Origin of the sequence: Aliidiomarina haloalkalitolerans (assembly GCF_003987315.1) — a bacterium.
Taxonomy (GTDB): Bacteria; Pseudomonadota; Gammaproteobacteria; order Enterobacterales; family Alteromonadaceae; genus Aliidiomarina; species Aliidiomarina haloalkalitolerans.
Genome location: NZ_PIPI01000002.1, coordinates 270,653 through 295,976 on the forward strand (window position 1 = coordinate 270,653; position 25,324 = coordinate 295,976).

The 25,324-nt window shown below is 50.2% G+C and carries 23 protein-coding genes; 4 read left to right on the forward strand and 19 right to left on the reverse strand.

Features of this window, described 5'->3' with window-relative positions; all coding sequences use genetic code 11:
• Positions 1-25: 25 nt before the first annotated feature.
• Both CWE06_RS05530 and CWE06_RS05535 read left to right on the forward strand, forming a co-directional pair.
• The gene (locus tag CWE06_RS05530; protein ID WP_126791979.1) at positions 26-1,957 is read left to right on the forward strand and encodes a DUF389 domain-containing protein; all 1,932 of its coding nucleotides are present in this window, start codon (positions 26-28) and stop codon (positions 1,955-1,957) included.
• 99 nt (positions 1,958-2,056) lie between these two features.
• Positions 2,057-3,691: a serine hydrolase gene (locus CWE06_RS05535; RefSeq protein ID WP_126791981.1), complete on the forward strand. Its 1,635-nt coding sequence runs from the start codon at positions 2,057-2,059 to the stop codon at positions 3,689-3,691.
• 90 nt (positions 3,692-3,781) lie between these two features.
• On the opposite strand, the gene CWE06_RS05540 is transcribed toward CWE06_RS05535, so the two are convergent.
• From CWE06_RS05540 to CWE06_RS05610, 15 genes are all read right to left on the reverse strand, one after another.
• Entirely contained in the window at positions 3,782-4,489 is a 708-nt protein-coding gene (locus tag CWE06_RS05540) for an RNA polymerase sigma factor FliA (protein WP_126791983.1), read from the reverse strand.
• Positions 4,490-4,519: 30 nt separating this feature from the next.
• Positions 4,520-5,071 (reverse strand): hypothetical protein, encoded by a 552-nt coding sequence (locus tag CWE06_RS05545; RefSeq protein ID WP_126791985.1) that lies wholly within the window; start codon positions 5,069-5,071, stop codon positions 4,520-4,522.
• On the reverse strand, positions 5,068-7,257 hold the full coding sequence (gene flhF / locus CWE06_RS05550; RefSeq protein ID WP_126791986.1) for a flagellar biosynthesis GTPase FlhF: 2,190 nt from the start codon (positions 7,255-7,257) through the stop codon (positions 5,068-5,070). The genes CWE06_RS05545 and flhF overlap by 4 nt, the downstream gene beginning before the upstream one ends.
• Complete coding sequence (gene flhA / locus CWE06_RS05555; protein WP_126791988.1) at positions 7,254-9,341, reverse strand: flagellar biosynthesis protein FlhA; 2,088 nt, start codon at positions 9,339-9,341, stop codon at positions 7,254-7,256. The genes flhF and flhA overlap by 4 nt, the downstream gene beginning before the upstream one ends.
• Complete coding sequence (flhB, locus tag CWE06_RS05560; protein ID WP_126791990.1) at positions 9,338-10,510, reverse strand: flagellar biosynthesis protein FlhB; 1,173 nt, start codon at positions 10,508-10,510, stop codon at positions 9,338-9,340. Before flhB ends, flhA begins: the two co-directional genes overlap by 4 nt.
• A 117-nt stretch (positions 10,511-10,627) precedes the next feature.
• Complete coding sequence (gene motB, locus CWE06_RS05565) at positions 10,628-11,551, reverse strand: flagellar motor protein MotB (RefSeq protein WP_126791992.1); 924 nt, start codon at positions 11,549-11,551, stop codon at positions 10,628-10,630.
• A 5-nt stretch (positions 11,552-11,556) separates the two neighbouring features.
• Positions 11,557-12,423, reverse strand: coding sequence for a flagellar motor stator protein MotA (gene motA / locus CWE06_RS05570; protein ID WP_126791994.1), 867 nt, complete (start codon positions 12,421-12,423; stop codon positions 11,557-11,559).
• Between the two features lie 89 nt (positions 12,424-12,512).
• Positions 12,513-13,070: a flagellar transcriptional regulator FlhC gene (gene flhC / locus CWE06_RS05575; protein ID WP_126791996.1), complete on the reverse strand. Its 558-nt coding sequence runs from the start codon at positions 13,068-13,070 to the stop codon at positions 12,513-12,515.
• A 14-nt stretch (positions 13,071-13,084) separates the two neighbouring features.
• Entirely contained in the window at positions 13,085-13,387 is a 303-nt protein-coding gene (locus tag CWE06_RS05580; protein WP_126791998.1) for a flagellar transcriptional regulator FlhD, read from the reverse strand.
• A 366-nt stretch (positions 13,388-13,753) separates the two neighbouring features.
• Positions 13,754-14,041, reverse strand: a complete 288-nt coding sequence (locus tag CWE06_RS05585) for an EscU/YscU/HrcU family type III secretion system export apparatus switch protein (protein ID WP_126792000.1) — start codon at positions 14,039-14,041, stop codon at positions 13,754-13,756.
• Positions 14,034-15,077, reverse strand: coding sequence for a flagellar hook-length control protein FliK (gene fliK, locus CWE06_RS05590; protein ID WP_126792002.1), 1,044 nt, complete (start codon positions 15,075-15,077; stop codon positions 14,034-14,036). The genes CWE06_RS05585 and fliK overlap by 8 nt, the downstream gene beginning before the upstream one ends.
• A 27-nt stretch (positions 15,078-15,104) precedes the next feature.
• Positions 15,105-15,461 (reverse strand): flagellar protein FliT, encoded by a 357-nt coding sequence (gene fliT, locus CWE06_RS05595; RefSeq protein ID WP_157981142.1) that lies wholly within the window; start codon positions 15,459-15,461, stop codon positions 15,105-15,107.
• A gap of 2 nt (positions 15,462-15,463) precedes the next feature.
• Positions 15,464-15,871: a flagellar export chaperone FliS gene (gene fliS / locus CWE06_RS05600; RefSeq protein ID WP_198679050.1), complete on the reverse strand. Its 408-nt coding sequence runs from the start codon at positions 15,869-15,871 to the stop codon at positions 15,464-15,466.
• A gap of 15 nt (positions 15,872-15,886) precedes the next feature.
• Positions 15,887-17,242: a flagellar filament capping protein FliD gene (fliD, locus tag CWE06_RS05605; RefSeq protein ID WP_126792006.1), complete on the reverse strand. Its 1,356-nt coding sequence runs from the start codon at positions 17,240-17,242 to the stop codon at positions 15,887-15,889.
• A gap of 225 nt (positions 17,243-17,467) precedes the next feature.
• Positions 17,468-19,456, reverse strand: coding sequence for an HD domain-containing phosphohydrolase (locus tag CWE06_RS05610; protein WP_126792008.1), 1,989 nt, complete (start codon positions 19,454-19,456; stop codon positions 17,468-17,470).
• Positions 19,457-19,839: 383 nt separating this feature from the next.
• On the opposite strand from CWE06_RS05610, the gene CWE06_RS05615 reads away from it, so the two are divergent.
• A complete protein-coding gene (locus CWE06_RS05615; protein ID WP_126792010.1) occupies positions 19,840-20,655 on the forward strand; it encodes a flagellin N-terminal helical domain-containing protein in 816 nt (271 codons plus the stop codon).
• 81 nt (positions 20,656-20,736) lie between these two features.
• Here CWE06_RS05615 and CWE06_RS05620 read toward each other — a convergent pair whose 3' ends face one another.
• From CWE06_RS05620 to CWE06_RS05630, 3 genes are all read right to left on the reverse strand, one after another.
• The gene (locus CWE06_RS05620; protein WP_126792012.1) at positions 20,737-21,237 is read right to left on the reverse strand and encodes a GNAT family N-acetyltransferase; all 501 of its coding nucleotides are present in this window, start codon (positions 21,235-21,237) and stop codon (positions 20,737-20,739) included.
• A 146-nt stretch (positions 21,238-21,383) separates the two neighbouring features.
• Positions 21,384-21,641 carry a type II toxin-antitoxin system Phd/YefM family antitoxin gene (locus tag CWE06_RS05625; RefSeq protein ID WP_126792014.1) on the reverse strand — a complete coding sequence of 86 codons (258 nt, stop codon included), beginning with the start codon at positions 21,639-21,641 and terminating at the stop codon, positions 21,384-21,386.
• A gap of 516 nt (positions 21,642-22,157) precedes the next feature.
• A complete protein-coding gene (locus tag CWE06_RS05630) occupies positions 22,158-22,439 on the reverse strand; it encodes a hypothetical protein (protein ID WP_126792016.1) in 282 nt (93 codons plus the stop codon).
• Between the two features lie 1,162 nt (positions 22,440-23,601).
• Here CWE06_RS05630 and CWE06_RS05635 point away from each other — a divergent pair.
• Positions 23,602-24,696, forward strand: coding sequence for an IS110 family RNA-guided transposase (locus CWE06_RS05635; RefSeq protein ID WP_241972489.1), 1,095 nt, complete (start codon positions 23,602-23,604; stop codon positions 24,694-24,696).
• An 8-nt stretch (positions 24,697-24,704) separates the two neighbouring features.
• On the opposite strand, the gene istB is transcribed toward CWE06_RS05635, so the two are convergent.
• Positions 24,705-25,324: IS21-like element helper ATPase IstB (gene istB / locus CWE06_RS05640; RefSeq protein WP_126792018.1), on the reverse strand; the 620-nt coding region annotated here is incomplete at its 5' end.

Consider the following 25,324-nt stretch of genomic DNA (forward strand, 5'->3'; position numbering starts at 1 on the left):
CTAATCTCACTGTTGGATTGATTCTATGGCATTTATGGAAAAGGCACTGGTCGTGTATCCCGCTGACCAGTTTGCACTGCTTGAAAAAATTCATACCTTTGCGTTGACACATAATATCAAATTGATCGACGTGCCTCTCGACGAATTTTTGGCCACGCCGGGCATGTTTAGCGATCAAGCTGACCATGTCGTCGCCTTGGTGACCGACCAAACGGCCCACCAGTTTATCGATATTGCGAAAACCTTGAACTTGTCACTCGGTTTTGTGCCTTTGATTCAAGGCGGGCCGTTGGCAACCTGGTTTAGCTTGCCGAAAGACACCGAAGCAGCGATTCGCCTAGCGCTCGAAGACGACCCGGAAGCCATCGACATTTTACGTTGCAACAACGAAGTTGTGCTGGGCTCGGTGACCATTGGTAATACACCGTTCGTCAACCAGCGCAGCAGCACTTGGCTGCAACGCGAACAGTCGCCTTGGCGTTATGCCATGTATTGGCTTGCGCTGCTGTGGCGAAGTATCCGTAACCTATTCACGATTAGCGTATTCCCGGTCACCATAACGACTGAGAAAAAAGAATTACACACCGCTATTTCCGGCATGGTCGCGATTGAAAATGACATCTACTCGGCAGCCGCGCGGCTACTCGACACCACCATTTCAGTACAAGATAATCGGGTTTCTTGTGTTGCCATCGCACCAAAGTCGGTTGTGCAGTACCTGGAATTTCTGTTCGGCTCGCTTTTGCGGCGCAAGAATCAACGTAAATTACCGAGCTGCATTGGCTATATCAAAACCAAGCGGCTGACATTAACCACACCGAAGCCTGTCCGAGTTGTTTTAGACGGTCGTTTGCGCAAAACCGACACCGTCGAACTGGAAATGTACCCGCGTGCTGTGCGCATTAATATGAGCGATGAGTATCATGATTTTCATGAGCCCATCGACGATAACAAAGACACCATGCGCACTGATAATTTGCCGCATAACGAAGAACGAATCTCCATGATCACGCGGCATTTGCCTTTGTTTACGCATGCTCTTGAAGAAGACTTTCGCGAACTCTTTTTGCAGGTTCGAGACAGTGCGGTTGCACATCCTCACTACATTGCGTTAATGATTCTCAGCTCGGTGGTTGCCACACTCGGTTTGTTCTTAAGTAGCACAGCCGTGATCATCGGCGCCATGGTTCTTGCTCCGCTCATGGCCCCTATTGTTGCAGTCGCTATGGGACTGCTCCGAAGTGACCGCTCACTTACTACGCAAGCATTGCAAACCATTGGCATTGGCGTGGTGCTTGGGCTACTGGTTTCAGCGTCGCTGGCCATGCTCGTGCCCGTGAAAGAAATCACCCCAGAAATTGCTGGGCGCTTGCAACCGACCTTGCTCGACCTCGGTGTTGCAATCGCTTGTGGTATCGCCGGTGCATATGCCTATGCTCGCGCTAGCGTCATGCGTAGCCTACCCGGTGTTGCCATTGCCGTTGCTCTCGTACCGCCACTCTGTGTTGCGGGTATCGGTTTAGGCTGGGGCAGTATCAGTATGATTTGGGGTGCAGGACTGCTGCTTGCGACCAACCTCGTCGGCATTGCCGGTGCCGCCGCATTAACCTTCTTAGTGCTCGGCTATGCGCCAGTAAAACGCGCACGCAAAGGCTTAATCGTGACATTAGTGTCGGTTGGCATTATCACCATTCCATTGGCATTTGCTTTTTCGTCTATTTATCAAAACTATCGGATTGAGCGCGACATTAGCTCTTTCGAGTTTGTTTACCAAAATCAACGCATCGAATTCACCAATATAGAAGTCAATGCTCGTCGTCATGCAATTTACCTGCGCGCCGACACCATTGGCAGCCAGCCACTCGACGAAGCGTCCATGCGCGAACTTAAAGCCGAGCTCGAAACCCGCTGGGGCCGCAGCGTCATCCTCGAAGTCGGCTTCCGCTACCGCCTCTAATTCCTCATTGTGCGCGCCCGGCAGGGACCGTAGCTGGAATGGCATTCCGGCTACGGTCCACAATGTGATAGGCTAGCGGAAAAGAAAAAGGATAATGTCATGCTACGATTCAAAACGATTTCGATATTAATCGCGGGTGTATTAGTCGCGAGCACTCAAGCTGCATGTGCAAGCCCAGCTGCAAGCTCTGCAGCCAGCACAACGCCAGCAACTGCCATTTCTGCACAAGTTACTCAGGCTAGTGCTAGTACTGACGCTTTGGCAGGGTTAAACGAACAAATTGAACAAGGCCGGCAAGATTGGGGTGTGCCCGGTATGGCCGTCGCCATTGTTCATCGCGATCAAGTGATTCATGCTGAAGGTTATGGTGTGTTACGCCAGAGCGAAGCCGCTGCCGTGAATGCGGACACTCTTTTTGGTGTGGCCTCGACCACCAAAGCCATGACCGCCGCAGCGCTGGCAATGTTAGTCGACGAAGGAAAACTCGACTGGGACGATAAAGTCATTGATTACTTACCATGGTTCCAACTCGCGGACCCATGGGTTACCCGCGAAGTCACCATTCGTGATTTGCTAACTCACCGGGTCGGCGTCGGTCGCATGACCGGTAATCGCTTGCAGTTCATGCCAACCGCTGACCGCAGAACCGTGATTGAAGCCATGCGCCACCACGAATTCGAAGCGCCATTTCGTTCACGCTATGTCTACAGCAACGTCATGTACTCAGTCGCAGGTGAAGTCGTTGCCGCTATTAGTGGCATGAGTTGGGACGAGTTCATGGCTGAGCGTTTGTTTAAACCGTTAAACATGCAACGCTCAAACACCTCAATTACCCAATTTGCTGCGAACGACGCCAATATCGCCTGGCCACACCAATGGATAGACGGCGAATTAGTCGAAATTCAACGTCGCAATTTTGACAATGTTGGCGCTTCTGCGTCGGTGAATACCAGCGTCAATGACATGGCGCAGTGGATTCGCTTGCAACTTGGCGAGCCCGGGGTTTATCAGGGCCAACGCTTACTGAGTGAAGCAGTGATGCGCGAAATGCACCATCCGCAAATTGCGACCGGACGCGGTGACCGCAGCGAACCCATTCGTGCCTATGGTTTAGGCTGGACGCTCGATAACTATCGGGGCTTACAACGCAGCCAACACGGTGGTGCAACTGACGGCTTCAATACCAACCTCGTACTTGTACCGGAACTTGATCTCGGTATCGTGGTGGTAACAAATACATTCTCAAGTTACCAAGTTGCCGTCGCCAACGACATTATCGACCGCATTGCTGGCCTTGAACGGCGCGACTGGTCGGCCGACATGCTAGCTCGCTACCAACGTAGTTATGACGCGGCCATGGCAGAACGCGAAGCCATTCACGCCGCTCGCCAAACCGGCACAAAGCCAAGCCTTAGTCACGAACAACTACTTGGCCGCTATCACGATGCACAGTATGGCGAGGTAGAAGTTTTCGCTACCGAGAATGGTGGCTTGGCGCTACATTTTTGGGACGATGGTGTATCGATTCTCGACCTTGAGCACTGGCATCATGACACCTGGCGGGCGTCTTATCGCAATCGTGCACAACGGGAAAAGTTCGTACATTTCACCCGTGATCGTGACGGCAATGCAGCAACTCTCGAAGTGACTTGGACATTACGCCCGGTGCTCACTCAAGTTGGCATTTACCCGACAAACTATTATCGCAATACCAGCTTTCAGCGAGTGAACTAAAACGCCAAGCTGAGTAAACGATAGTTAGCCCGATCAAGAAAGCGCCTTACCGGCGCTTTTCTTTTTGCTCAAATCTTTGCTATGTACAAATTACAGGTCGTCCGCTAAAACCACCGCACGAATGCGCTTAATCGCCTGCGAATGTAATTGCGACACCCGCGACTCACTGACGTCGAGAACCGCACCAATCTCTTTCAGGTTTAATTCTTCTTGGTAATACAAAGCCATGACCAGCTTTTCTTTTTCTGGCAAGGCGCCAATCGCTTTCGCCACTAGGGCTTTACGCTCGCCACTAAACAGTGCATCGGCCGGCGACCATTGCTCGTCATCGCCGGCATGCGGTTCGTCTTGTTCGGTCACAACGTCGTCGTAGGACAGCACCAAACCATTATTGGTATCGAGTAGAACCTTGCGGTAGTCCTCAAGCTCCATGCTAAGCGCACCAGCGATCTCTCGCTCTTCCGGCGGTCGACCAAGCTGCTGCTGCAATTTGTGTACGGCGGCTTCCACCTCACGTGCGGTGCGCCGGACACTGCGCGGCAACCAATCGCGCGAACGCAATTCGTCAATCATCGCACCGCGAATCCGTTGGTGGGCAAACGTCGAAAACGCGACGCCGGCCTGCGGGTCGAAGCGCCCTAAAGCATCGAGCAAACCCTCTAGGCCCGCTTGAATCAAATCATCAATATCAACGCCCGCAGGCAAGCGCACCTGCAGCGACAGCGCTTGCCGCCGAACAGTCGGGTAATATTGTCGAACCACTGATTCGCGATTCAATTTTCCTTGAGCCGTATACATGCCTACCTAGAATGCTCCTGACTCGTTAAGTTAGGATTCATTGACTGTCGATGCCATGTCATGCGGCACCTGCACTCGAATTAATTGGGTACCAAAAAATCGTTCCGCAACGCCTTCTACGTTAGTGATCAAGCCGCGACTTGACGCAATTGGCGGATGCATGAGCAATACACGCTTTGGTGCTCCAGCTTGTTGTAACGTTTTTAACCCATAATAAGCGCGTTGAAAACCATTGATGTCCGGTTCAACCCACAAAACCCAACGCTGACACTCAGCCGCGAGTTGCTGCAACGGTTGGCGTGCCATTTCGGCCACCACGATGTCCCATTGCTGCGGGTCACCGACCCACTGCTTACCGGCAGCGGCGTAGCGCTCGAGCTGCTCAACAACACATTGCGAGTTTTCATAACTAGCACTCGGCAAACCAACCACCACTAGCGTCTGCTTGGTCCCTATACTTTTGCCTTCACCCGCCGCTGATGCGACATCTGCTGTCGCAGGCTCGGTTGTTTCACGACGTTTCTGCTTCCCGGCCCACTGCCGCAATCCTGCTGCTTGATCATCGCCTACTGCTGCGTTCACGAAGCCACCTCTTGTTGATTACTGGCACCTAACGACATCACTCGCAAAGCGGCACTGGTTCTAAATAACTGTAGAACACCTTGAGCTAATTTACGCGCATTCGCTTTACCGCGCTTGCCAGCTAAGGCAAACAGTCGGCCCCGCAGCACGCCCGCTTCCGGTTCGCGACTTTGCTCAAGATACAAAGCCGTCGCAGCTAACGTTGTCGCTAGCATCGTGGCAACGTCAACTGGCATATTCTGCAGATCTTCTGGGGTCAACTGACCTTGCACAAAACGCGTTAAGCTAGCGATTTCATCACTCAACAATTGCTGGCGAATTAAACTCAGCTGTGTGGCTTCGGTTAAACCCGCAGGCAGCACCCAAAAGCGGCGAACGATCACAGTCTTCTTGCCATCGAGTCGAACTTCACCATAAACCAATTCAACCGCAAAGTCTTCCTGCTGCAAGCGCACATGCCCACGTTGCAAATGTAAATGTGCGGCTTCGCCACGATAGCGAATCGCTTGACGCGGCATCGGCTCTAACGTGTCGCGCAGTTGCAACACCGACTGGCGTAGCCAACCATCGCTGCTTTCATGCCAAACCCGATGATTACGATTGAGTACCGCAAGCCAATGTTGATGCTGGGCAGCAAGCTCATGTAACGTCTCGTTTGCGGGCAAGCTCGCAAACACATGGCGCTTTAACTCGAGCGCCTGCGCATAGTGCACTGGGCTCAATTGTTCGGTAAGTGGCAAAGGTAACAGTTCAGCGTCGCTACCAAGCGCAAGATTCGGTAATCGCCAATTGCGCCCACTGACCGGCTTGTCTTGAATCCAAAGAATTGCGTTCGCTTGCACCTTAGCCATACATTCGTGAGCCTGATGCAGCCAACGTTGATACAACGCAGCTTGCTCGTGCGGCGACTGCTCACTGAGTTGCCAAAGCGATTCGAGCGCAGAGAAACCCGGTAACAACTGACTCAGTTGCTGATAAATGTGCGAAACCGTCTGGCCCTGCGTTTGTAATGTCCGTTGTGCAGGTTGCACCGTCGACGCTGGCATAAAACTTTGCAGCCATTGGCTGAAGTCGAGGTCTTCCGCGCTCAGCTCTGGTAACGCTTGTGCAACGAGCTGGGCTGGATCGACTAGCTCAAGATCTTCCGGCACTCGTTGGCCGTTGGCAACAAAGTGAACGGTCAGGCCATGACGAATCACAACATCGAGCGCCGCACCTAAACAGACCGACTCATCAACTTTCGACAGAATACAGTCACGAATTTGATTGCCGGCCGCACGGGCTGAGGCTTGAAAGCGCTCAACCGTCTCATTTAGAGTGCCGAGCTGACTGGCCGTATTCAACAACAAAACTAACCGCGTCGACGGCACATCCTCGGCCTTTGTTGCTTGCAGTTCAGCAATCCGATTCGTTAAGCGCTGGTCGCGCTGACTCATGCCGATGGTGTCGATTAACACCAAGCGTTTGCCTTTAATCTGTTCCGCGAGCTTGTCGAGTGACTCACCTTCTTCCAACGCATACATGTCAACATCGAGCAGGCCTGCATAAACTTTTAACTGTTCGCGCGCGGCAACCCGGTAATTATCGGTCGTGACTAAAAGCAGCGAGTCGGAACCAAACTGCATGACGTAATTTGCAGCTAGTTTCGCAGTTGTGGTGGTTTTGCCAACACCCGTTGGACCGACTAAGGCCAAGACACCGTCCTGAAATAATTCAGCAGGAAATTCAGGTTGCAGTAAACGCTGTTGTAGTTCACGTTGCAGCCAACTACGCACATCACGTTCGAGCGGCGAAATTTGACCAACTAATTCACGAATCAGCTGAGTTGAAAAACCCGCATGTTGCATAATTGCCGCGAGCTCTTGCACCGCATGCTTTGGCGCGGTTCTAGCAGAGGACATAGCTGAGCTGCTCGCCGCTGCCTTGCCTGTTGCTTGCCCGTTTTGCAGCATCCGCCGCATGTCATTCACTTCATGCAGTAAACGCTGGGCAAGAGCGGCAAAATCTTGTGGTGGCGCATCGACTTCGGCGACTTTTTCTTCGAGCTCTTCCTCGACCATGGCCAGAATTTCATAGCCGTCCTCCGTCGCCTTCGACGACAAAATCAAGGCATCTGCGCCAAGTGCATCACGCACTTGCTTCATAGCTTCTCGGTTGTTGGCCGCTACAAAGCGCCTTACACTCATTTACTCTCTCCAATCATGGCGGTAATTTTCATCGTCCGGTCATCCGGAATCTCCGCCTGCGACATCACCACTAAATAACGCAGTTGACGACGCAAGAAATTCGCAATTAACGGTCGCAAGCTGTGTTGGACCACGAGCACTGGCGGCTCGCCCATGTTTTCTTGCATTTGCAACGCATTCGCAGACTCACGTTGTAGCGTTGCCGCTAAGCCCGGCTCAAGAGCGCCGCCACTGGTCATTGCCTGCATTAAGACGTTCTCTAGGCGCACGTCTAAGCCAATCACATGCAACTCTTTGGCGCCACCGAACCATTTCTGGGTAATCGCCCGACCCAAAGCTAAACGCACCTGCGCCGTTAACTCGTGAGCATCAACATTCTGCCCTTCAAACTCTGCAAGGGTATCAAAAATGGTGCGCATGTCGCGAATAGAAACTTCCTCGTCGAGCAAGTTTTGCAAAATACGTTGCAGAACGGTGAGCGTTGCGCACTTCGGTACCACGTCTTCAACCAAGGCTTTATTCTCTTCAGCCAACTTGTCCACCAACTGTTGAACTTCTTGGCGACCCAGCAATTCACTGGCAAAGCGCTGCAGTAAGTGGTTCAAATGTGTCGCCACCACAGTGCTCGCATCGACCACTGTGTAGCCATAAATTTGTGCATGCTCGCGCTCACTTGCATCAATCCAAACGGCCTCGAGGCCAAAGGCCGGGTCTGTCGTCGCAATACCCTGAACTTCACCGGTAATTTGCCCCGGGTTAATCGCTAACCATTTCTCCGGGTAAATTTCTGCACGACCAACCTCGCCACCTTTCAGCGTAATCACATAGGTGTTCGGGTTCAGTTCAAGGTTGTCGCGAATATGCACCACCGGCGGCAAGAAGCCGACGTCTTGAGCAAATTTTTTCCGCACACTCTTAATGCGACCAAGTAGTTCGCCTTGTTGACGGTCGTCGACCAACGAAATGAGACGATGCCCAACTTCCATCCCTAAGGTATCAACTAACTGAACATCGGCCCAGGTGGCTTCCGGGGATTCAAATTGCGCCACCGGCGGCTTTTCCACGTGCGCTGCCGCAGCCGCTGCTAGTTTTTGTTTCTTCATCAGCTGCCAAGCCATAAAGCCTAAACCAGCAGTGAATAACAAGAACACAAAATTTGGCATACCCGGCACCATACCGAGCAAGCCAATCACACAGGCCGCAAGAATCATGACTTTCGGGTTCACGAACAGCTGGCTGACCATTTGCGCGCCAACATCTTGCTCGGTGTTGACCCGCGACACCGTGACACCTGCCGCGGTAGAAATCACTAACGCTGGAATTTGCGCAACAAGACCGTCACCAATTGCCAACAGAATGTAGGTATGACTCGCTTGTGAGAAACTCAAGTCGTGCTGCATGGTACCTATCATCAAACCACCGATGATATTCACCACCATGATCACCAAGCCAGCAACCGCATCACCGCGAACGAACTTACTAGCACCGTCCATTGAACCGTAAAAATCAGCTTCTTGGGCAACTTCTTGGCGACGACGTTTAGCTTCTTCTTCACCAATCAGACCCGCGTTTAAGTCGGCGTCAATCGCCATTTGCTTGCCGGGCATAGCGTCGAGCATAAAGCGCGCACCAACTTCAGCAATCCGGCCCGCACCCTTGGTGATAACCATGAAGTTGATAATAACGAGGATCAGGAAGACCACCAAACCGACAGCGAAATTACCGCCGACTAAGAACTGGCCAAACGATTCAATAACCTTACCAGCAGCATCGCCACCATTGTGACCTTCAATCAATACCACACGCGTCGAGGCCACGTTTAACGACAATCGCAACAAGGTGGTGAAGAGCAAAACTGCTGGGAAAGCAGCGAAGTCGAGCGGCTTTTCGGCAAACATGCTGACTAACAAAACCATCAGGGCTAAGGCGATATTGAAAGTAAACAACATATCGAGCACAAATGGCGGCAATGGTAAGACCATCATGGCCAAGATCAGCAGGATCAAAACAGGCCCGATGAACAGCTGCATGCGCCCGTCGAGTGATTTGCTTAATTGTCCCAGGGTCAGCTGGAAACCTTTCATTCGCTATCCTCCTGCTGGCGTGGATGCACTTTGCCTTCCGACATCTGTTTCGGTACATCTAACGCCTTTGGTTTCGGCGGAACTTCGCCGCGACCACTTTTCACTTGTTTCAAACGGAATGCCCAAGCCAATACTTCAGCGACCGCAGTATACAGAGTTCCGGGAATTTCCCGATCTAAATCCACATTAAAGTACAGAGCCCGCGCTAAGGCCGGCGCTTCGAGCATTGGCACTTGGTGCTCGCTCGCTAATTCTCGAATTTTCGCAGCCACAGCATCAGCACCTTTAGCCACAACACGCGGCGCACTCATGCTGAGCTCGTCATACTGCAATGCCACCGCGTAATGCGTCGGGTTCGTAATAACAACGTTCGCTTCGGGTACTTTCGACATCATCCGGTTGCGCGACATGGCTTGTTGCTGCTGACGAATTCGCGCTTTGACATGCGGGTCACCTTCGGTTTCTTTGTGCTCCCGCTTCACTTCGTCTTTGGTCATCTTCAGTTTTTTTGCATGGCTGTACAGCTGGTATGGCACGTCAATCAACACCACGACGATCAGCGTCAGTACCATTAACAATGCCGCTTGCGCCGCCAGCTGCAATGCATTTGCAAGCGCTTGCTGCACCGGCTGCTGCATTAAGTTCATGTACTCACCGTGGCGCGACATTAAGAAGACCACCAAAACACCACCTACCAGCAACGTTTTCGCAATCGCCTTGCCAAGTTCCGCTAAGGCCTGACTCGAAAAGATTCGCTTTAACCCTTTCGCCGGGTTTAATTTCGACAATTGTGGCTTCATGCCTTTCGCAGAAACCACCCAACCGCCAAGTAACGCCGGTGCCACTAAAGCCAAGACAACCATCAACATGAACAAGGGCATCAACGCTAGTAATGCCGTGCGCGCCAACAACAGCACATTCATGAGCATGGGACCCACTTCAAAGGCTTGTTGCCGCTCAAACAAAAATGACTGTTCCATCACAAAGCCAACTTGTGAATACAGCACCGACCCCATGCCCCAAAGACCAATCAGCCCGCCAAGCAAAAGCACAAAGGTGGTAAGTTCGCGCGATCGAGCAACCTGGCCTTCTTCCCGAGCTTTTTGCAACCTTCGGGGTGTGGCGGGTTCTGTTTTTTCGGAATCGTCGCTTGTACTTTGCTCAGCCATGCTCGCTCTTGCTCAGGCACTATTCGGGAGTTAGCTGCTATTGTCGCAGAGCGCAAATGATTTTGAATGGAAAAAAAGCGCCGGTTTAGGGGCGCTTTTCAATCGAAAGGAGGTGTTTTAGAGGAAAAACTGACTCATGCTGCCTTCTAATGTCGCTTCATCAAGCTCAGACTCAAGTAACTGTTGGAAAGCTTCTTCGTCACCCGGCAATAGTCCCTGGCGTTGAATAAATTCCGCCGACTGCTGGGTATGCAAGACTAACGTAATGCGACGGTTCATCGGGTCACGTGGCTCTACGCCGGTTAATGGAATGCGATCGGCCACACCAGAAATCGAAATTAGTTTGTCTGGCTCTAGGCCGCCGGCGATCAGCTCACGACGCGATGCGTTGGCTCGATCCGCAGAAAGCTCCCAGTTACTGTAACCAGAATAACCGTCTGCATAAGGCAAGCTATCGGTGTGGCCAGTAATCGTCAGCTTATTCTCGACTTGGTTGATAATTGGAGCAAGTGTACGCAACAAGCGTTCCATATAGGGCGCAACTTTGGCACTGCCCACTTCAAACATCGGCCGCTGCTCGGTGTCCATCAACTGAATACGTAAACCTTCGCGGGTTAAATCAAGACGCAATTGCGGGCGTAGTTGGCGCAAGACTGGATCTTCTTGAATCGCTTGCTCAATTTGTCGCTGAATATTTTGGAAGTGACGACGGACGTCGGCGGGGCGTGTTTCCATACGATAATCTATACGCGCTTGTTCACCTTCCGCATGCATCGGGTCTGGACCACCACCATGAATGACATTGCTGGCAGAAGTCATCCGGTCACCGCCCGCCATAGCCACGGCTAAAGGCGCACGGAAGTACTCTGACACCCCTTGGCGCTGTTCATCGCTGGCCATGGATAATATCCACATGACCAAAAACAGCGCCATTAAAGCCGTCATAAAATCCGCTAAGGCTATTTTCCACGAGCCACCATGGTGCTTGTGAACCACCTTTTTGCGGCGAATGACAATGGGGCGACGGTCGTTATCTGCCATACCCGTTATTCCGCAGCTTGGTTATTGCCACGAACGTGGTCTTCAAGTTCGTTAAAGCTTGGACGTTCTACGGTATGCAAGGCTTTACGTCCAAATTCGACGGCAAGTTGCGGCGCATAACCACCCATGCTCGCGAGTAACGTGACCCGAATACATTGGAGTGTTTTTACTGCTTCTGCCACTTGGCGTTCAACACGGCTAGCCAATGGGTTAATAAAACCGTAACCCATCAAAATACCAAGGAAGGTACCAATTAGTGCGTGAGCAATCATTTGACCCATGACATCAGGTGGCGCATCGGCGGTCATCAGCGCTTTTACTACCCCAAGTACCGCAGCAACGATTCCGAATGCAGGCATGGCATCACCGACTTTGAAAATCGCATCGGCGGGCACGTGTGCTTCGGTTTCAAAGGTTTCAATTTCGTGCAACATCAGTTCGTCGAGCTCATGCGGATCCATGTTGCCACTAATCATTAAACGCAGATAATCAGTCAGGAAGTCGCGCATCATCTCGTCTTCGAGAATGATAGGATGCTCATTAAAGATTGGACTTTCGTCAGGTGCTTCGATATCGCGCTCTACGGCTAACATACCGTCGCGGCGCATTTTGTTGAGGAGTTTGTACAACAGAGACATCAGCTCCATGTAAACTTCTTTATTGTATTTGGTGCTGGCTTTTAACTTTTTGGTGACGTTAAAGGTCGCTTTAATCGCTTTGCCATTGTTCGCTGCAATGAATGCACCAACGCCTGCACCGCCGATCATCAGAATCTCGAACGGTTGCCAGAGCGGGCCGAGGCTACCACCGGCAAACACGAAGCCGCCAAATACAGAAAACGTGACTATTAAAAACCCGAGCGCTACTAACACATGGAACCCCTTCTTATCATCGCCTGCTCGCAAACACTGTCAGGCTGCATCTACTGGGGTTATCGGCCAGTGGCGGTAAAACTTAATGACTAAATCACAGATTCTTGCTTACTTTTACGTGCTTTTTTCTTTTCCGGACCCGGCTTTCCAGCGCGCGACGGCGGATTACAAATGCCGCATTGGTAATTCTCGTCTGGCGTATGGGCATGGTTGACAAACTCAAGCTCACAACACTTGCACTTACTTAACTGAAACATATTGCTTTCAAAAAAGCGCAACAGTGTCCAAGCGCGTGTTAAACCGAGCACTTGCTCGCCGCCAGTACTTTCAACATGCTCGTTGTATAAACGATAGGCCTTCGTAAAGGCTGGCATGCGGTCGATACCTTGATCTTCGCGCAGCTGTCGATAAATCGAATAGAACAGCGACGAATGCACGTTCGGCAACCAGGTCATAAACCAGTCAGTTGAGAACGGCAACAAACCTTTTGGGGGGGATTCACCGCGAACTTCTTTGTACAAACGCACAAGACGCCCGCGGTTCAGGGCTACTTCAGATTCTAATACTTGTAAACGGGCACCCAGCTCGATTAACTCGATAGCTAGCTTAACCTCGTTCATTTCTTCTAATAACTTTTTCTCAGACATAATTACGTTCAGTCTTATCGAGTTGCAGCCATTAACATAGCTAGGTGCGTTTCAGTCAGGCCGGTTTCACGCTTATTGCGCAAAATCGCTTCGAGCTGTTGGGCGTTTTCAGCACAAGGACGCATGATGAACTGCCCCTGAGCGGCTAACCAACTAATCTCGCGAACAGACAAAGACTCAAACAAGTCAGCAATTTCAGCGGTTAACTTCAACCGAAACATCGCTGCTTCACGGTCTTCGGCTAACATCCGCTGCATTAAAAACAAGTAAGCCACGTTTAATTCTTGGAACTCTTCCAATGTTTTCGCAAATGACACAACCCTATCTCCTCGAATCTCCGAGCGGAGGACAACCGCAATCAGTATTTATTTTTATTATTTTGTATTACTGGCTCGGTCACGTGCTCAGCTCCCTTACCAGTAATTTGATGACTTTTTTTCATCTTTACGATTACTTTATATAGTAATATAGACGAAAGATATTTAGGGGGAAACCCCTAACTATGTAAATGATCCCCGATCGATCGCTAAGTACTTGATGATCGGTGATCAATTATTCACCAAAAGTGTATTAAATTATGAGCAGATATCGTCTTAACTATTATTTTTAGTCATCATGGAGGGTTAATTCGCTCTTGTCTATAGCCAGAATTGTAAGTGATTAACCAACAGCGTGAAAAATCATCACCGCTCGGGATGATTTTCGGCGACATCATAGAGCCAAAGCACGAGCTCGGCGATGATCTGGGTCAAAGAGTCAGGTAGGTATTCGTCCGGGTTCAATTGCATTAAAAGTGCGACTAACTCCGGCGCGTTGTGACAATAAATATCGTGGGCTGCCGCTTCAGCGACAATGCGCTCGGCAAAATCACCGTAGCCTTGGGCAAGAATTTGGCTATGCTGCGAGTCACCATCCGTTCCAGCAAAATAACGAAGTGCCACGGCGCTGCGACGTTTTTTCTCGTCACTCATGGCTTGCCTCCGTTGCTACTGAAGCTGGCAAATGACTCGATTCGTCGTCAAAACCACTGCTCGAGTCCGCAACTGTTTTGCTCACAACAACCTCTTCGATGGTCGTACGAATTTGCACTTCATCGAGGCCAAGCCGCTGCATGCGTTTGCGTAACGACTCCTCGTGAGCTTCAAGCTGGTCGATAATCGTTTCCTCAGCAGTAAACTGAAGGTCGAGACAATTATTCTTGAGTTGAAACGCAAGCCGCAACGGTCCTAGTTTTTGCACGTCGAGCACCATTTCGGTCTTCCAGCCGCGTTCATTTTGGCGTTTGCGTTGCTCTTCATTATTCTCATCACGACTTTCGTCGCGACGCTGCAAAATGGTGACCGTTAGTGCAAGAAAAAGCCCAGACCACAAATCGCCTTCCCAACGTAACGTTGGCTGCGCAAGCATTTCTAACTGTTGCCGCACGGTAGTTTGTAAACTTTCCGCGATGACTTTGGCTTCGGTCTGGGTCGGTGATTGTGGCAAGGCTAACGCCTGCGGTTGCAAAGCCAGTTGCTCACGCGGTAATTGCCCACGATACCATTGCTTTAAGGCATGCTCGTAAAACAAACCGCTTTGCTGCACCGCCTGCTGTAAACGCACTCCGAGTAACTGTGACGTTGGATTTTCTGCTGTCGTGATTAATGGTGCTTTCGCCACCACGGCTTTGGCTAACGCCGGGTACTGGCCGATAATTTCAGCAATCGTGCGACCGGTTTGCGTTAAATGCAGTTGTGCCGATGTAGTCGCAGCAGAGCTTGGTGTTGCGGGAGGTGGCGGAACTTGCCCACGTAACCGCGTATCGGCATATTTGCCTTGGCTGAGAATTGCATGAGCCTGAGAGTTAGGACGGGAATCGGTGCGGGAGTCACTTTGTAGAGCTCGGGGGCCTTCGCCTGGTTCGACGTTGCGTACAGGTTGGTTCAACTGCTTTTGCGCCGAAATATCGCCTTTCGGGCCAAGCACTTGATGCAACAAGGTGTCTAACAACGGTGTAATGCCACTCATTAGAACCCCCTTGTTGCGATACCCGGTTTAAGACGACAAGTACGCGTCCTCAACCTTCTTCTTTTGCGAAGCCGACGAAATTAGCTTTTCTAATTCCTGCCGACGCGCCAATAAGCGCTCGCGAATTTCCTTGTCTTGCTCAAGCAATTGTTCAAGCAATTCAAGTTTCTGTTCCTGCTGACCCTCGTCGAGCATGGCATCAATTTCGTAGTTCTGCAGCTTTTCAACTTCTGCTACATACACCATCTCGCTCTCAATAAGAGCGGCCCAGTCATCTTTACGCGCATGCGCAAGCATACTGTTTGAAAACTTTAATAAGCGCTGATAAGACTCTATCACATCGCCTCCATCCATTACTGGTTTTAAATGTGCGCGCGCGCCCATGCTTACGCTCCCTGTGCCGCAGCAGCTTGCTGACCAATTTCCTTCCATGCCGAACCAATTTCATTGAGCAATTGCGCAGCTTCGTCGAGTAGCTTCTCGTCGTTGCGCGCGTTTGCTTTTAACAACAAGGTCGCCACATACTCATAAATACTTTCCAACCGCTCTGCCAACTCTCCGCCTTTCTCTTTATCGAGAGCAGCAAGCAAGCCCATCGTCACAATGTCCAGAGCCTTACCAATCGACTTGCCTTTTTCTTCGACGTTGCCGTTCGCCATATGTAGCTTAGCCGCCCGAATTGCGCTCTGAGCGCCATCGAAAAGCATCGAAATTAACTGATGAGGACTCGCTGAAAGCACGTTGCTCTCTACACTCACTCGACCATAAGCGGCCGCACCGCGCATTGCATACATCAGGTTATTCCTCCGTTACTTCCGAGCCAGTTGGGCGTTCATAATATCGAACTGCTGCATCAGGTACGCACTTGTGGAATTCATGCGTGCCACCATGCTATCGAGCTGCGCGAACTGCGTTCGGTAGCGTTCAATGGACTTGTCGATACTTTCTTCCATACGAAAAAAGCGGTCATCTAAACGACGATTATTGGCTTCAAGGCCGCTTTTACTATTCTTCAGTGGGCCATCGTCACGGAGTAATTGCTCAATCGACGTGTTCAACGCGCCACTCAATCCACCGGCAGTGTTCGCACCAGCAAAGAAATTCTGTAAATCAACCATGCGGTTAGCTGTCAGTTCAGACAACTTGCTTTCGTCGAGCTTTAACTTGCCATCTATTTCTAATTCAATGCCCGCATCACGCAGCATCCGCATGGCGCCGTCTTCGACTCCGCCTGCCATGACATTCCGCAAACGCTGTTGAATAGTCCGAAGCGCTGGGTCACCTAGTAATTGGCCACTGACGCCACCCTCACCACCGAAGCGCGTCAAGTCTGCCATAGTGGACTGCAGGTTGTTGTAAGCCTTTACGAAATCTTTAACAGCCGTTTCGGTCAGTTCAGAATCGCGCCCAACTTCGACCGTTGACGCACCTACTTCTTGTAAGTCCAGGGTAACTCCCTGAATCGCACCTTCAACTCGGTTAGTCTGACTGGTAATACCGATACCATTCACGGTCAGCGATGCGTTTTGCGCTTGAATCTCAGTGGCCGTGTCCATGGCTGGCATGGCCGCAGCTAAATCACCGGTAAAGTCTATCGACGTAATACCTGCGTCGGTGCCTGTTGTGGTCGAACTGAACACCAAGCGGTGCGGCTCAGCACTACCATCGTTCACGATCGAAGCTTGCACGCCACCGTTGGCGCGGTTAATCGCATCACGAACTTGTTCTAATGAGCTACGAGTTGGGTCAATCTCAATATCAAGCGTTTCGCCGTTACCAAAGGTGAACGACACCATGCCGCCGCCCAGTTGCGCAGCTTTATCGGCAACCCCTTGAGTGGCGATGCTATACGATTGCGCACGACTGGTAACATTAACGGCATAGCTTCCTGTCGGCGCACTAGAACTTGCTGCCGCAAGAACAGAGCTACCCGCAACCGAGCTTTGCACGCCACGAAAAGTCGCCGGGTCGTTGAGTTTCTTAACGGCATCTTGAAATGCACTCAGCGCACTCTCAATTTTGCCGTAACCGGAAATCTTTGCTTGGTTAACTTGTTTCTGTTGCACAATAGGTTGCAACTTCTGCCGCTCAGCCGCTTTCAGCTGATCGAGCAGACCGTTTAGGTCCATACCAGAACCGATACCTAGAACAGAAATAGAAGCCATGATTAACCCTTTTACTCGTCTGACGAAGATAGAATCTATCTTTTACGTCATCTTGTTTATTTTGTCAGCTTTTCGTCAAATCGATTGGCCGAAAAGCGCCTAGAAAACAGGCTTATTTGAGTTATCGGCAAGGTGAATGGAAACTTTAGTCATACTCGAGGTGGGTTTGACTAGCCCGCAACGACAAATACTGCGAGCTCGTCATTAATTCTTAGTAGTCAACCTTTAGTAATCAACCCCAAGCACCGCTTTGATTTCGCCAAGCTTTTCTAACGCAGTGCCTTCAACGGTATCACCTAAGTTATCTTGCGGTGGTTGTGTGTCGCTGGTTAACACCACAGCTTTGATATGGCGTTGGTCGTCTAGGCGAGTCACCCACGCCAGCTGACCGCTTTCGAACTGAATCAGGGAGCCAATTGGAATCACACCAAAATGTCGAATGTAGGCTTCTATCCAGTCAACATCGAATAAGTTTTGGTTCTGCAGTAAATGCCGATAGGTCGACTCAGCCGTCATACCTTCCCGGTCAGCACGAGGGCGACTCATGGCATCGATTGCATCAACCACAGCCGCCATACGAGGTAATTGCCCTAAGTCGCGTGCAACTAATTCGTTCGGATAACCACTGCCGTCCAAGCGCTCATTAATTTGTTCAATGATATTCGTGACAAGAATCGGCGCCAGCCATTTGCAGGTATCCATTTGAGCCAAAATCAATTCCACATGCGATTGCATGCGCATGTAAGAATCGCGGGTTAAGGTACTTGCTCGCCATAACGAACCTGGCAGCATGCCTTTACCGAGATCGTGAATCATGGCGCAGGCGGCAATGCCTTTAATGACATCACGGGGCATTCGTCCGCGACTTTGGGCTAGATCAACCAGTTTCACAGCCACACTCAAGCCGTGAACAACCCACGGCGACTCGCGGTGAATACAACGCAATGCAAATAGAGCCTCTTCGCGATCGTCGGCAATAATATCGAGCAGCCGATCGGCATGCGCCGACAGTTGCCCAGAGTTCATTTTCTGCCCCTGGGTGAGCGCTACCATTTGGCTGTCGAGATAACCCGCAATGCGAGCTAAACGACGTGCCATCGGCGTTGCATATTTTTGCCCCTGACGACGACCCAAGAACTTAACCGCGTCCTCTTTTACTTCAAATAAAGGAGAGGGTGTGCGGTCATTGCCTTCACCGGCAGTGCGAGAAGCTTCACGTTCGATCTCGCGTACATATTCCCAAAGTTGTTTTTCTTGCTCTTTGGTGGGAGCAAAAAACTCAAAACCAACACTGAGAACTTGGCGATCAGAATCGGTTTTCACATGCCGAACGTCGGACACAATTGGGAAAACGGTACCGTTAGGGAAACACACTTCAAGCTCAGTACGCATTTGCGTAATCACTTTCGACGCACCATCTTGGGCAAAAAACTCCACCAAACAACCGGTTGCTGAAAGGTCTTTTAAGTCGCCCATGAGTTCGAAATATTTCTTCTCTTCTTCGGCTTTTTCGGGGTTTGTTGCCTTGTCTTCTTTGCCTGTTTGCTCGTTTGCTTTTTGGTCGGCTTGGTCAGTTGCAGCCTGTTCTTGTGTCGCGTCCTTCTCTACTTTTTGTTTTTCAATCTCAGAGGCACTCTCGGTTTGAGCGGTAATCTTATCTGCCTCGCCTGCTGCTAACGCTTTATTCTTTTCTGCATTCGCTTCTTCAAGCTTCTTTGTATTATCAATAGCTGGACGTTCGACTTTCTTCTTCGCGGCAACCGCTTCAGGCGAACTCGCCTTCACTCGATCTCGCTTTGGTTCTTCAGCACGCAAGCGCACACCGACGTCCATACCAATTCGTAAAGTTGCCCGGAATGCCGCACGACGCTGTTTTAAGTCGAGCCCTTCTGGCCAAGCGGAGCGCGCCAGCAAACGACCGTCTTTATCGGTGAAGGTTTCCATATGCATGGGCGTCGAACGGATGAGGCCGGCATGGGTTTGCCCTAATAAGACAAACTTCACACCACGACGCAGCTTCGGAGCTAACTCACGAATCGCTGTCAGGTCAAATTCAACAAATTCATCTTCTTCGAGGTCCAGCAAGATCACCGGATAGGGCTTCGCCTCAGCAGTTGTGAGCTGAAGCGTGGCAGCGCCAGGCTGCGTCATAGTTTCAAGTAAGGCTGCAACTTCTAGCTTACTCGATACGGGGGAATATTCTTCTTCCTGCACGGTATTTCCTTTGGCTAGTCCAAGTCCTCGGTGCAATTCCTTTTCGCCAATTAGTCTGCACGAACTTACACAGAATAAAAGCCAGAACAGCGGTGCATTTATGCGCTATTTTGCTGCTTTAGTTATCACTACGCATTTTATAAGTCACTGCTGCAACCAAAATTATCGGCAGCCCCACCGAAATCTATAGCGCCCCTACAGTACACATAGACCCTTTTTATGTCTCGATTCTAGCTACTCAAGCCAACATTGAGGAAAGCTCACAACAATGCAGTGTAAAATTTTTTTAAATCAGTGCTAAAGTTTTTTTTCGAGGTTCCGATAACTAGGGTTGACGGCAGGCCAACACGCCGGCCATTTTTGAAAACAGAAGGAATAAGACTATGTCAGTTATCAATACAAATATGACCTCGCTGATTGGTCAGCAAAACCTCCAGAAGTCACAGTCTTCATTGGCTACTTCAATGGAGCGTCTGTCTTCAGGCCTGCGTATTAACAGCGCCAAAGACGATGCTGCTGGTCAAGCAATCGCTAACCGTATGACAGCTCAAATCAAGGGCCTTGCACAAGCACAACGTAACGCTAATGATGGTATTTCTTTAGCGCAAACAGCCGAAGGCGCGTTAAACCAAATTAACGACAACGTTCAGCGTATTCGGGAATTAACCGTTCAAGCAGCTAATGGAACGAATGACGCTGCTGACTTACAGTCGATTCAAGATGAAATTACGCAACGTGTTGCTGAAATCGACCGGATTTCAGAGCAAACTACATTTAACGGTGTTAACGTTTTAGCATCAACTCAAACCGTAAACATCCAAGTTGGAGCAAATGATGGTGAGATCATCGCTGTTGACCTTCAACAGATTGACTCATCAACGCTAACTGGCACCGCTCTAGATGTTACGTCAGCGGACTTTGAGACTGACACTGTGTTAGCGGATTTAGATGCAGACTTAGCTGTCATTGATTCACTTCGTTCAGAGCTTGGTGCTATCCAAAATCGCTTTGAATCAGCTATTGAAAACTTACAAACTAATGCTACAAACTTAACTGCCGCTCGTTCACGTATCGAAGATGCTGACTACGCTGTAGAAGTTTCTAACATGACTCGTGCACAGATTCTGCAACAGGCTGGTACTTCTGTATTGGCTCAGGCGAATCAGGTACCACAGTCAGTATTGTCTCTGTTGGGCTAATTTCCCAATAGCTACATACATCAAAGGCGCCCTCCGGCGCCTTTGTTATTTCTGCGGACTCGATAAATTAAAATACGGCCCTCACCTGCGCACCACATAGCGCTGCACAACTTCATCGCCTGCTACAACCTCAGAGTCCAGACGCCCGCCACAAGCTAGAATCATCCTCGCAGAGGGTTCATTGCGTTTATAGCAATGGACATGCACGTCAGTAATGCCGAGTGTATAAGCCTGCTCTAGGGTTAGCCGCAGCAACGTAATGCCAAGCCCTTGCCCGCGCTTCGATGGCCGAATGCCGAGCCCGATGTGGCCACCAGCATGGCGTATCTGGTCATTAAGCGAGTGCCGAAGGTTAGACACACCGACAATTTCACTGCCTTCGACCAACCAAAATGTCGTGGACGGCACATACCCTGCCGGCAGGCTTTGACCTAATCGAAAGTTATCAATGCGAAGCAATAGCTTAGCAAAGTCTGTGTCATCAAAATCAAGCGGAAATGGATAGCGCACTTCATCGCCAAGCTCTTGAGTATACGACCGATAACTTTGTTCAAACTCTTGGCTGGGAAGCACTAATTTCATGTGTCATGCCTGTCGAATTCGCCACGCGTTGAAGGTCTGCTTTAGTTGTTTGACCAACGCTATGTTGGGTTTCATGTTCCACAAACTATCTGTGAATGCTGTCATAGCAACCTTCTTCAGTTGGTCCAGCGCCGGGTCTGTCCATACTATTTCAGCCACTTTTGCACCCGCTCTCTGGCTTTGGTGTGGGAGCTAGTCTTACCCTCCAGAATCGCCCTCTCTCCCTTGGACAATGCTTCCAGCAACGCTAACCTGCGCTGCATAAACTCGTAATCCTGAACGTCAATCAGATAGGCCGAAGGCTGGCCGTGCTCGGTGATCAATACGGCCTCTTTGCTTTCGTGCAGTTCAGCCAAAACCTTCGTCGCTTGCCGCTTTAGGTTAGTTACTAGCTCAATTTCCATGGGTTGCCCTCTCTCAGAGTGTTACTATAGTATTCCTCTGATGGGGTTGAGACTACTACGTGTATGACCGGGTTCTGATGGCTAACGCCCTCAATAAACGGGACGAGGAACGAGCTTCCGGCGGCCATAGGCTGCGTAGTGCTGCGACTTGTTATGAATTAAATCGCCACGGCTCCTTTGATGCTCCGCATACCGAGCTTGTACAGACCGTTACGACTCTTGTCCCGGGTGGATGCCCTTACAGCATAACCATGGTCAAATACTAGCCGTTTTACTTCGAACTCGCAGTCTACTTCGTAACCTGCTTCCTTCGTATTTCCGCCAGTCCCTCCACGAGATACTCTGAAGGACACTTTCCCAGTATCCCTATTCCGAATCTTTACCGGAAATAATTTATCTCCACTGACATGATCCAAATAGAAAAGATCAGAGAATATTGAATCGCTCACGATTCCTCCTTAATTCATAAGGCTGTAAACACAGCTGAGCATTAGCGAGTCTAGCTCGCGCCTTTTGTTATCTGTACTCTGCAAACATTTCTCGTAGCATGGCTTTTGTTGAAACATCTGGGTCTGCTTGCAAGTCATCCAAGACTTTCCGAAACGTGACCAACTCAACGCCATCACCGGCAACAAGAGGGGCATCTTCTGGCAGAAAAAAGTAAACAGAGTCAGTATCACGTGCATGCCCCAAAAGTCGGGATTGTTTGTCCGAAAGATCTGCAGCGTTTTTGCTATAAGTAACCTGACCAATGACCCTTTTCTCCCCCCTGCCGATACCGAAAATATCTATATCCATTAGCCCTCTACCAATGGGCAATACGAGCCGTTCCAGTTTCCCAGAACTACGCAGCCATTCGTAGCAGAGAACCTCAAGTTGACTTGGATGGAGAGAATTTGGCTTGCGAGGTAGTGACCGGCCTTTCACTGCCGCTAGTAGCGCCCCTTTTGCGCTCGGCCATCCCGTTAATGTGGCTTGCCTCGGCTGGATGCCAACTAGCAATGGGTAATTGGCGTAAGGAACTTCAACTGCATTACTCAGGGCAGCCACCTTGTAAATAAATGAGTCCCCAGAGCTAGGATCATGGAATTCCTCAGAGAATATCTGTGCACCTTGCTCCAAGAACCCAACAAGCATTTTAGACCCATCCAAGCGCCTGTAATCAGCACCGACAATAGCGCCGCCCTTACAGTACCCCCATAATCTTTCGAGTGCCTTCCGACCGGCAGGATAGTAGTCAGTGGGATTCGTGGAAAAGTTATCGTCATAATGCAACGCAATCAGACGCCTCTCCCACAATTGGCGCAGAACGTCGGGAGTAGATGAACAGTTGTGTCGAATGAAAACTGACCGCACAAATTTTCCTTATTCCAGCTAACGGTACGAGCTTACGAGCGTGCGACAGCCGAAGGCTGTAAAGTGCTGCACTTGGTTATGCCCGACCCGAATCTAACTAAATATGAAGCTATCGTCGTCACGCTGCAATACTCCCCACATGTCTTCTCTTCCCCCAGTTGATAGATATATCTTTCTGTGATGGCTGCACAAATAGCGGACTCTATCTTGGGTCAGGTTGGTCCAACTGGAAATTGCCCTTGTCGAGCGGAAACGATGCCCCTGTTCGTCCTTGGTGTTTGTCGAGAGCCACTTATAAACGGCTGAGCTATCAATGCAGTCCCTAATCTTTTGATGGAGATACTGAACTGAGTAAACAGTGATCCCTGCTACAGCGCCGCCCGCTCCACCTACTATAATCCCATCAATGACTGTACTCATAACTCCTTCCTAACTGGAATGATTCAACGCATAACGCCGCCAACACGCGCGGCTTTGTAGTGAAGGCGAAGCCGCAACGGAAAAGCCGTCACCGTGCTTGGCCTTGATACTCATTGAGCCTTCTCCCCAGTCTAGCCAGCTTGGCTAAACTGGAAGGCAACCAAACCAAAAAGGAGAAGACCCAATGAACTTTTACAATAGCACCCATAAACACTATTGTGGAATCGATCTGCATGCCCGCAGCCTCTATGTTTGCATCATCAGTCAGCAAGGTGAAACCCTCCTGCATAAGGAGATCCCCGCCAAACCAGACGCGTTGATTGAACTTATCACGCCTTACTTAGATGATCTTGTCCTCGGCGTTGAGTGCATGCACTGTTGGTACTGGATCGCTGATTTTTGCGACGACCATGATATTGAATTTATTCTCGGCCACGCCTTATATATGAAGGCTATTCATGGCGGCAAAACCAAAAATGACCGCGTGGACTCTTTCAAAATTGCTGCCTTAATGCGCGGTGGAAACTTCCCTCTAGCCTATGTATATCCGCGCAGCATGCGGGCTACTCGTGATCTGTTGCGCCGCAGAACCAACCTGGTACGACATGGCGCTGATATGAAAGCCCATGTCGCTAACACCACTAGCCAGTACAATTTACCGCCGAACAAAGTAAATCTAAAGAACGTTTGTGCACGAGAACAACTCAACACAACCTTCCATGACCCTGTAGTGCAACGTAATATCAATCTGGATATAGCGGTGCTGGAGTGCTACCACCGGGAGCTTAGCCAGGTGGAATGGTTTCTGGAAAAACAAGCCAAGAAGCACCAACCCACCTACTTCTATCTGCTAAAAACAATCCCAGGTATCGGTCGAATACTCGAACTGACCATCCTATATGAAATCGGCGATATTCAACGCTTCGAATCCGTTCAAAAATTTGCTTCATACGCCAGACTTATCAAATGCAAAGCTGAATCTGCCGGCAAAACATATGGCACTCAAGGCAACAAAATTGGCAATGCCCACCTCAAATGGGCTTTCTCTGAAGCCGCTGTTTTATATCTCAGAGGTAATACAGGCGCTCAACAATTATTGCAACGCTTTCAAAAACGGATGAGCAAAGCTAAAGCTTTGTCTGCTCTAGCTCACAAGCTAGGCCGTGCCGTCTATTTCATGTTAAAAAACGAGAAAATATTCGATGAACTGCGTATTTCGGTGATTCCGAACAGCGATTCCGGAGTTATCCGATCACCTGTTAGCCGTTCTTTTTCATAACCCCCTTTTTACGCTAAGCGATCGGATTGGTCTAGTTTTCTCATTGATTCTCCTGTCAGTTCGATTCGGTGACTGTTGTGCAATAAGCGGTCAAGTAGGGCGTCGGCAATGGTTGGACTGGGGATCAGTTTGTACCACTCGCTGGTGGGGATTTGACTGGCGATGATAGTGCTGGACTGTTGGTAGCGTATTTCCATCACATCAAGCAGGTCATTCGCCTGACGAGCACTTAACTTCTCCATGCCCCAGTCATCAATAACAAGGAGTTTACGCTTCGCTAAGGTATTCAACTGCTGTCGGTAAGAGCCGTCAGCATGTCCAACGTGTAACTCATCCAACAACTCTCCGAGTCGGTAATAACGGGCACTGTGATGTTGTTCACAGGCCTGCGTTGCCAGCGCACAAGCCAAATGGGTTTTACCACAACCCGTTGCCCCGGTAATGATAATGTTCTGGTTGTAGTGCAGGTATTGCCCACTCAGTAGCGTCGCTACTTTTTCCTTCTTGAGCCCACGGCCGCTGCGGTAATCGATACCGCTCGGGCGAGCATCGAAGCGCAGCTTTGCCTGGCGAGTTAGTCGCTTTACTTTGGTGTTGTCACGGCACAGTATTTCGTGCGTGGCAAGTA

Coding starts and splice junctions, on each gene's coding strand:
- CWE06_RS05530 (WP_126791979.1), top strand. CDS start 26: ATGGCATTTATGGAAAAGGCACTGGTCGTGTATCCCGCTGACCAGTTT.
- CWE06_RS05535 (WP_126791981.1), top strand. CDS start 2,057: ATGCTACGATTCAAAACGATTTCGATATTAATCGCGGGTGTATTAGTC.
- CWE06_RS05540 (WP_126791983.1), bottom strand. CDS start 4,489: ATGTATACGGCTCAAGGAAAATTGAATCGCGAATCAGTGGTTCGACAA.
- flhF (WP_126791986.1), bottom strand. CDS start 7,257: ATGAGTGTAAGGCGCTTTGTAGCGGCCAACAACCGAGAAGCTATGAAG.
- flhA (WP_126791988.1), bottom strand. CDS start 9,341: ATGAAAGGTTTCCAGCTGACCCTGGGACAATTAAGCAAATCACTCGAC.
- flhB (WP_126791990.1), bottom strand. CDS start 10,510: ATGGCTGAGCAAAGTACAAGCGACGATTCCGAAAAAACAGAACCCGCC.
- motB (WP_126791992.1), bottom strand. CDS start 11,551: ATGGCAGATAACGACCGTCGCCCCATTGTCATTCGCCGCAAAAAGGTG.
- flhC (WP_126791996.1), bottom strand. CDS start 13,070: ATGTCTGAGAAAAAGTTATTAGAAGAAATGAACGAGGTTAAGCTAGCT.
- CWE06_RS05585 (WP_126792000.1), bottom strand. CDS start 14,041: ATGAGTGACGAGAAAAAACGTCGCAGCGCCGTGGCACTTCGTTATTTT.
- fliK (WP_126792002.1), bottom strand. CDS start 15,077: ATGAGTGGCATTACACCGTTGTTAGACACCTTGTTGCATCAAGTGCTT.
- fliT (WP_157981142.1), bottom strand. CDS start 15,461: ATGGGCGCGCGCGCACATTTAAAACCAGTAATGGATGGAGGCGATGTG.
- fliS (WP_198679050.1), bottom strand. CDS start 15,871: ATGTATGCAATGCGCGGTGCGGCCGCTTATGGTCGAGTGAGTGTAGAG.
- fliD (WP_126792006.1), bottom strand. CDS start 17,242: ATGGCTTCTATTTCTGTTCTAGGTATCGGTTCTGGTATGGACCTAAAC.
- CWE06_RS05615 (WP_126792010.1), top strand. CDS start 19,840: ATGTCAGTTATCAATACAAATATGACCTCGCTGATTGGTCAGCAAAAC.
- CWE06_RS05620 (WP_126792012.1), bottom strand. CDS start 21,237: ATGAAATTAGTGCTTCCCAGCCAAGAGTTTGAACAAAGTTATCGGTCG.
- CWE06_RS05625 (WP_126792014.1), bottom strand. CDS start 21,641: ATGGAAATTGAGCTAGTAACTAACCTAAAGCGGCAAGCGACGAAGGTT.
- CWE06_RS05630 (WP_126792016.1), bottom strand. CDS start 22,439: ATGGATATAGATATTTTCGGTATCGGCAGGGGGGAGAAAAGGGTCATT.
- CWE06_RS05635 (WP_241972489.1), top strand. CDS start 23,602: ATGAACTTTTACAATAGCACCCATAAACACTATTGTGGAATCGATCTG.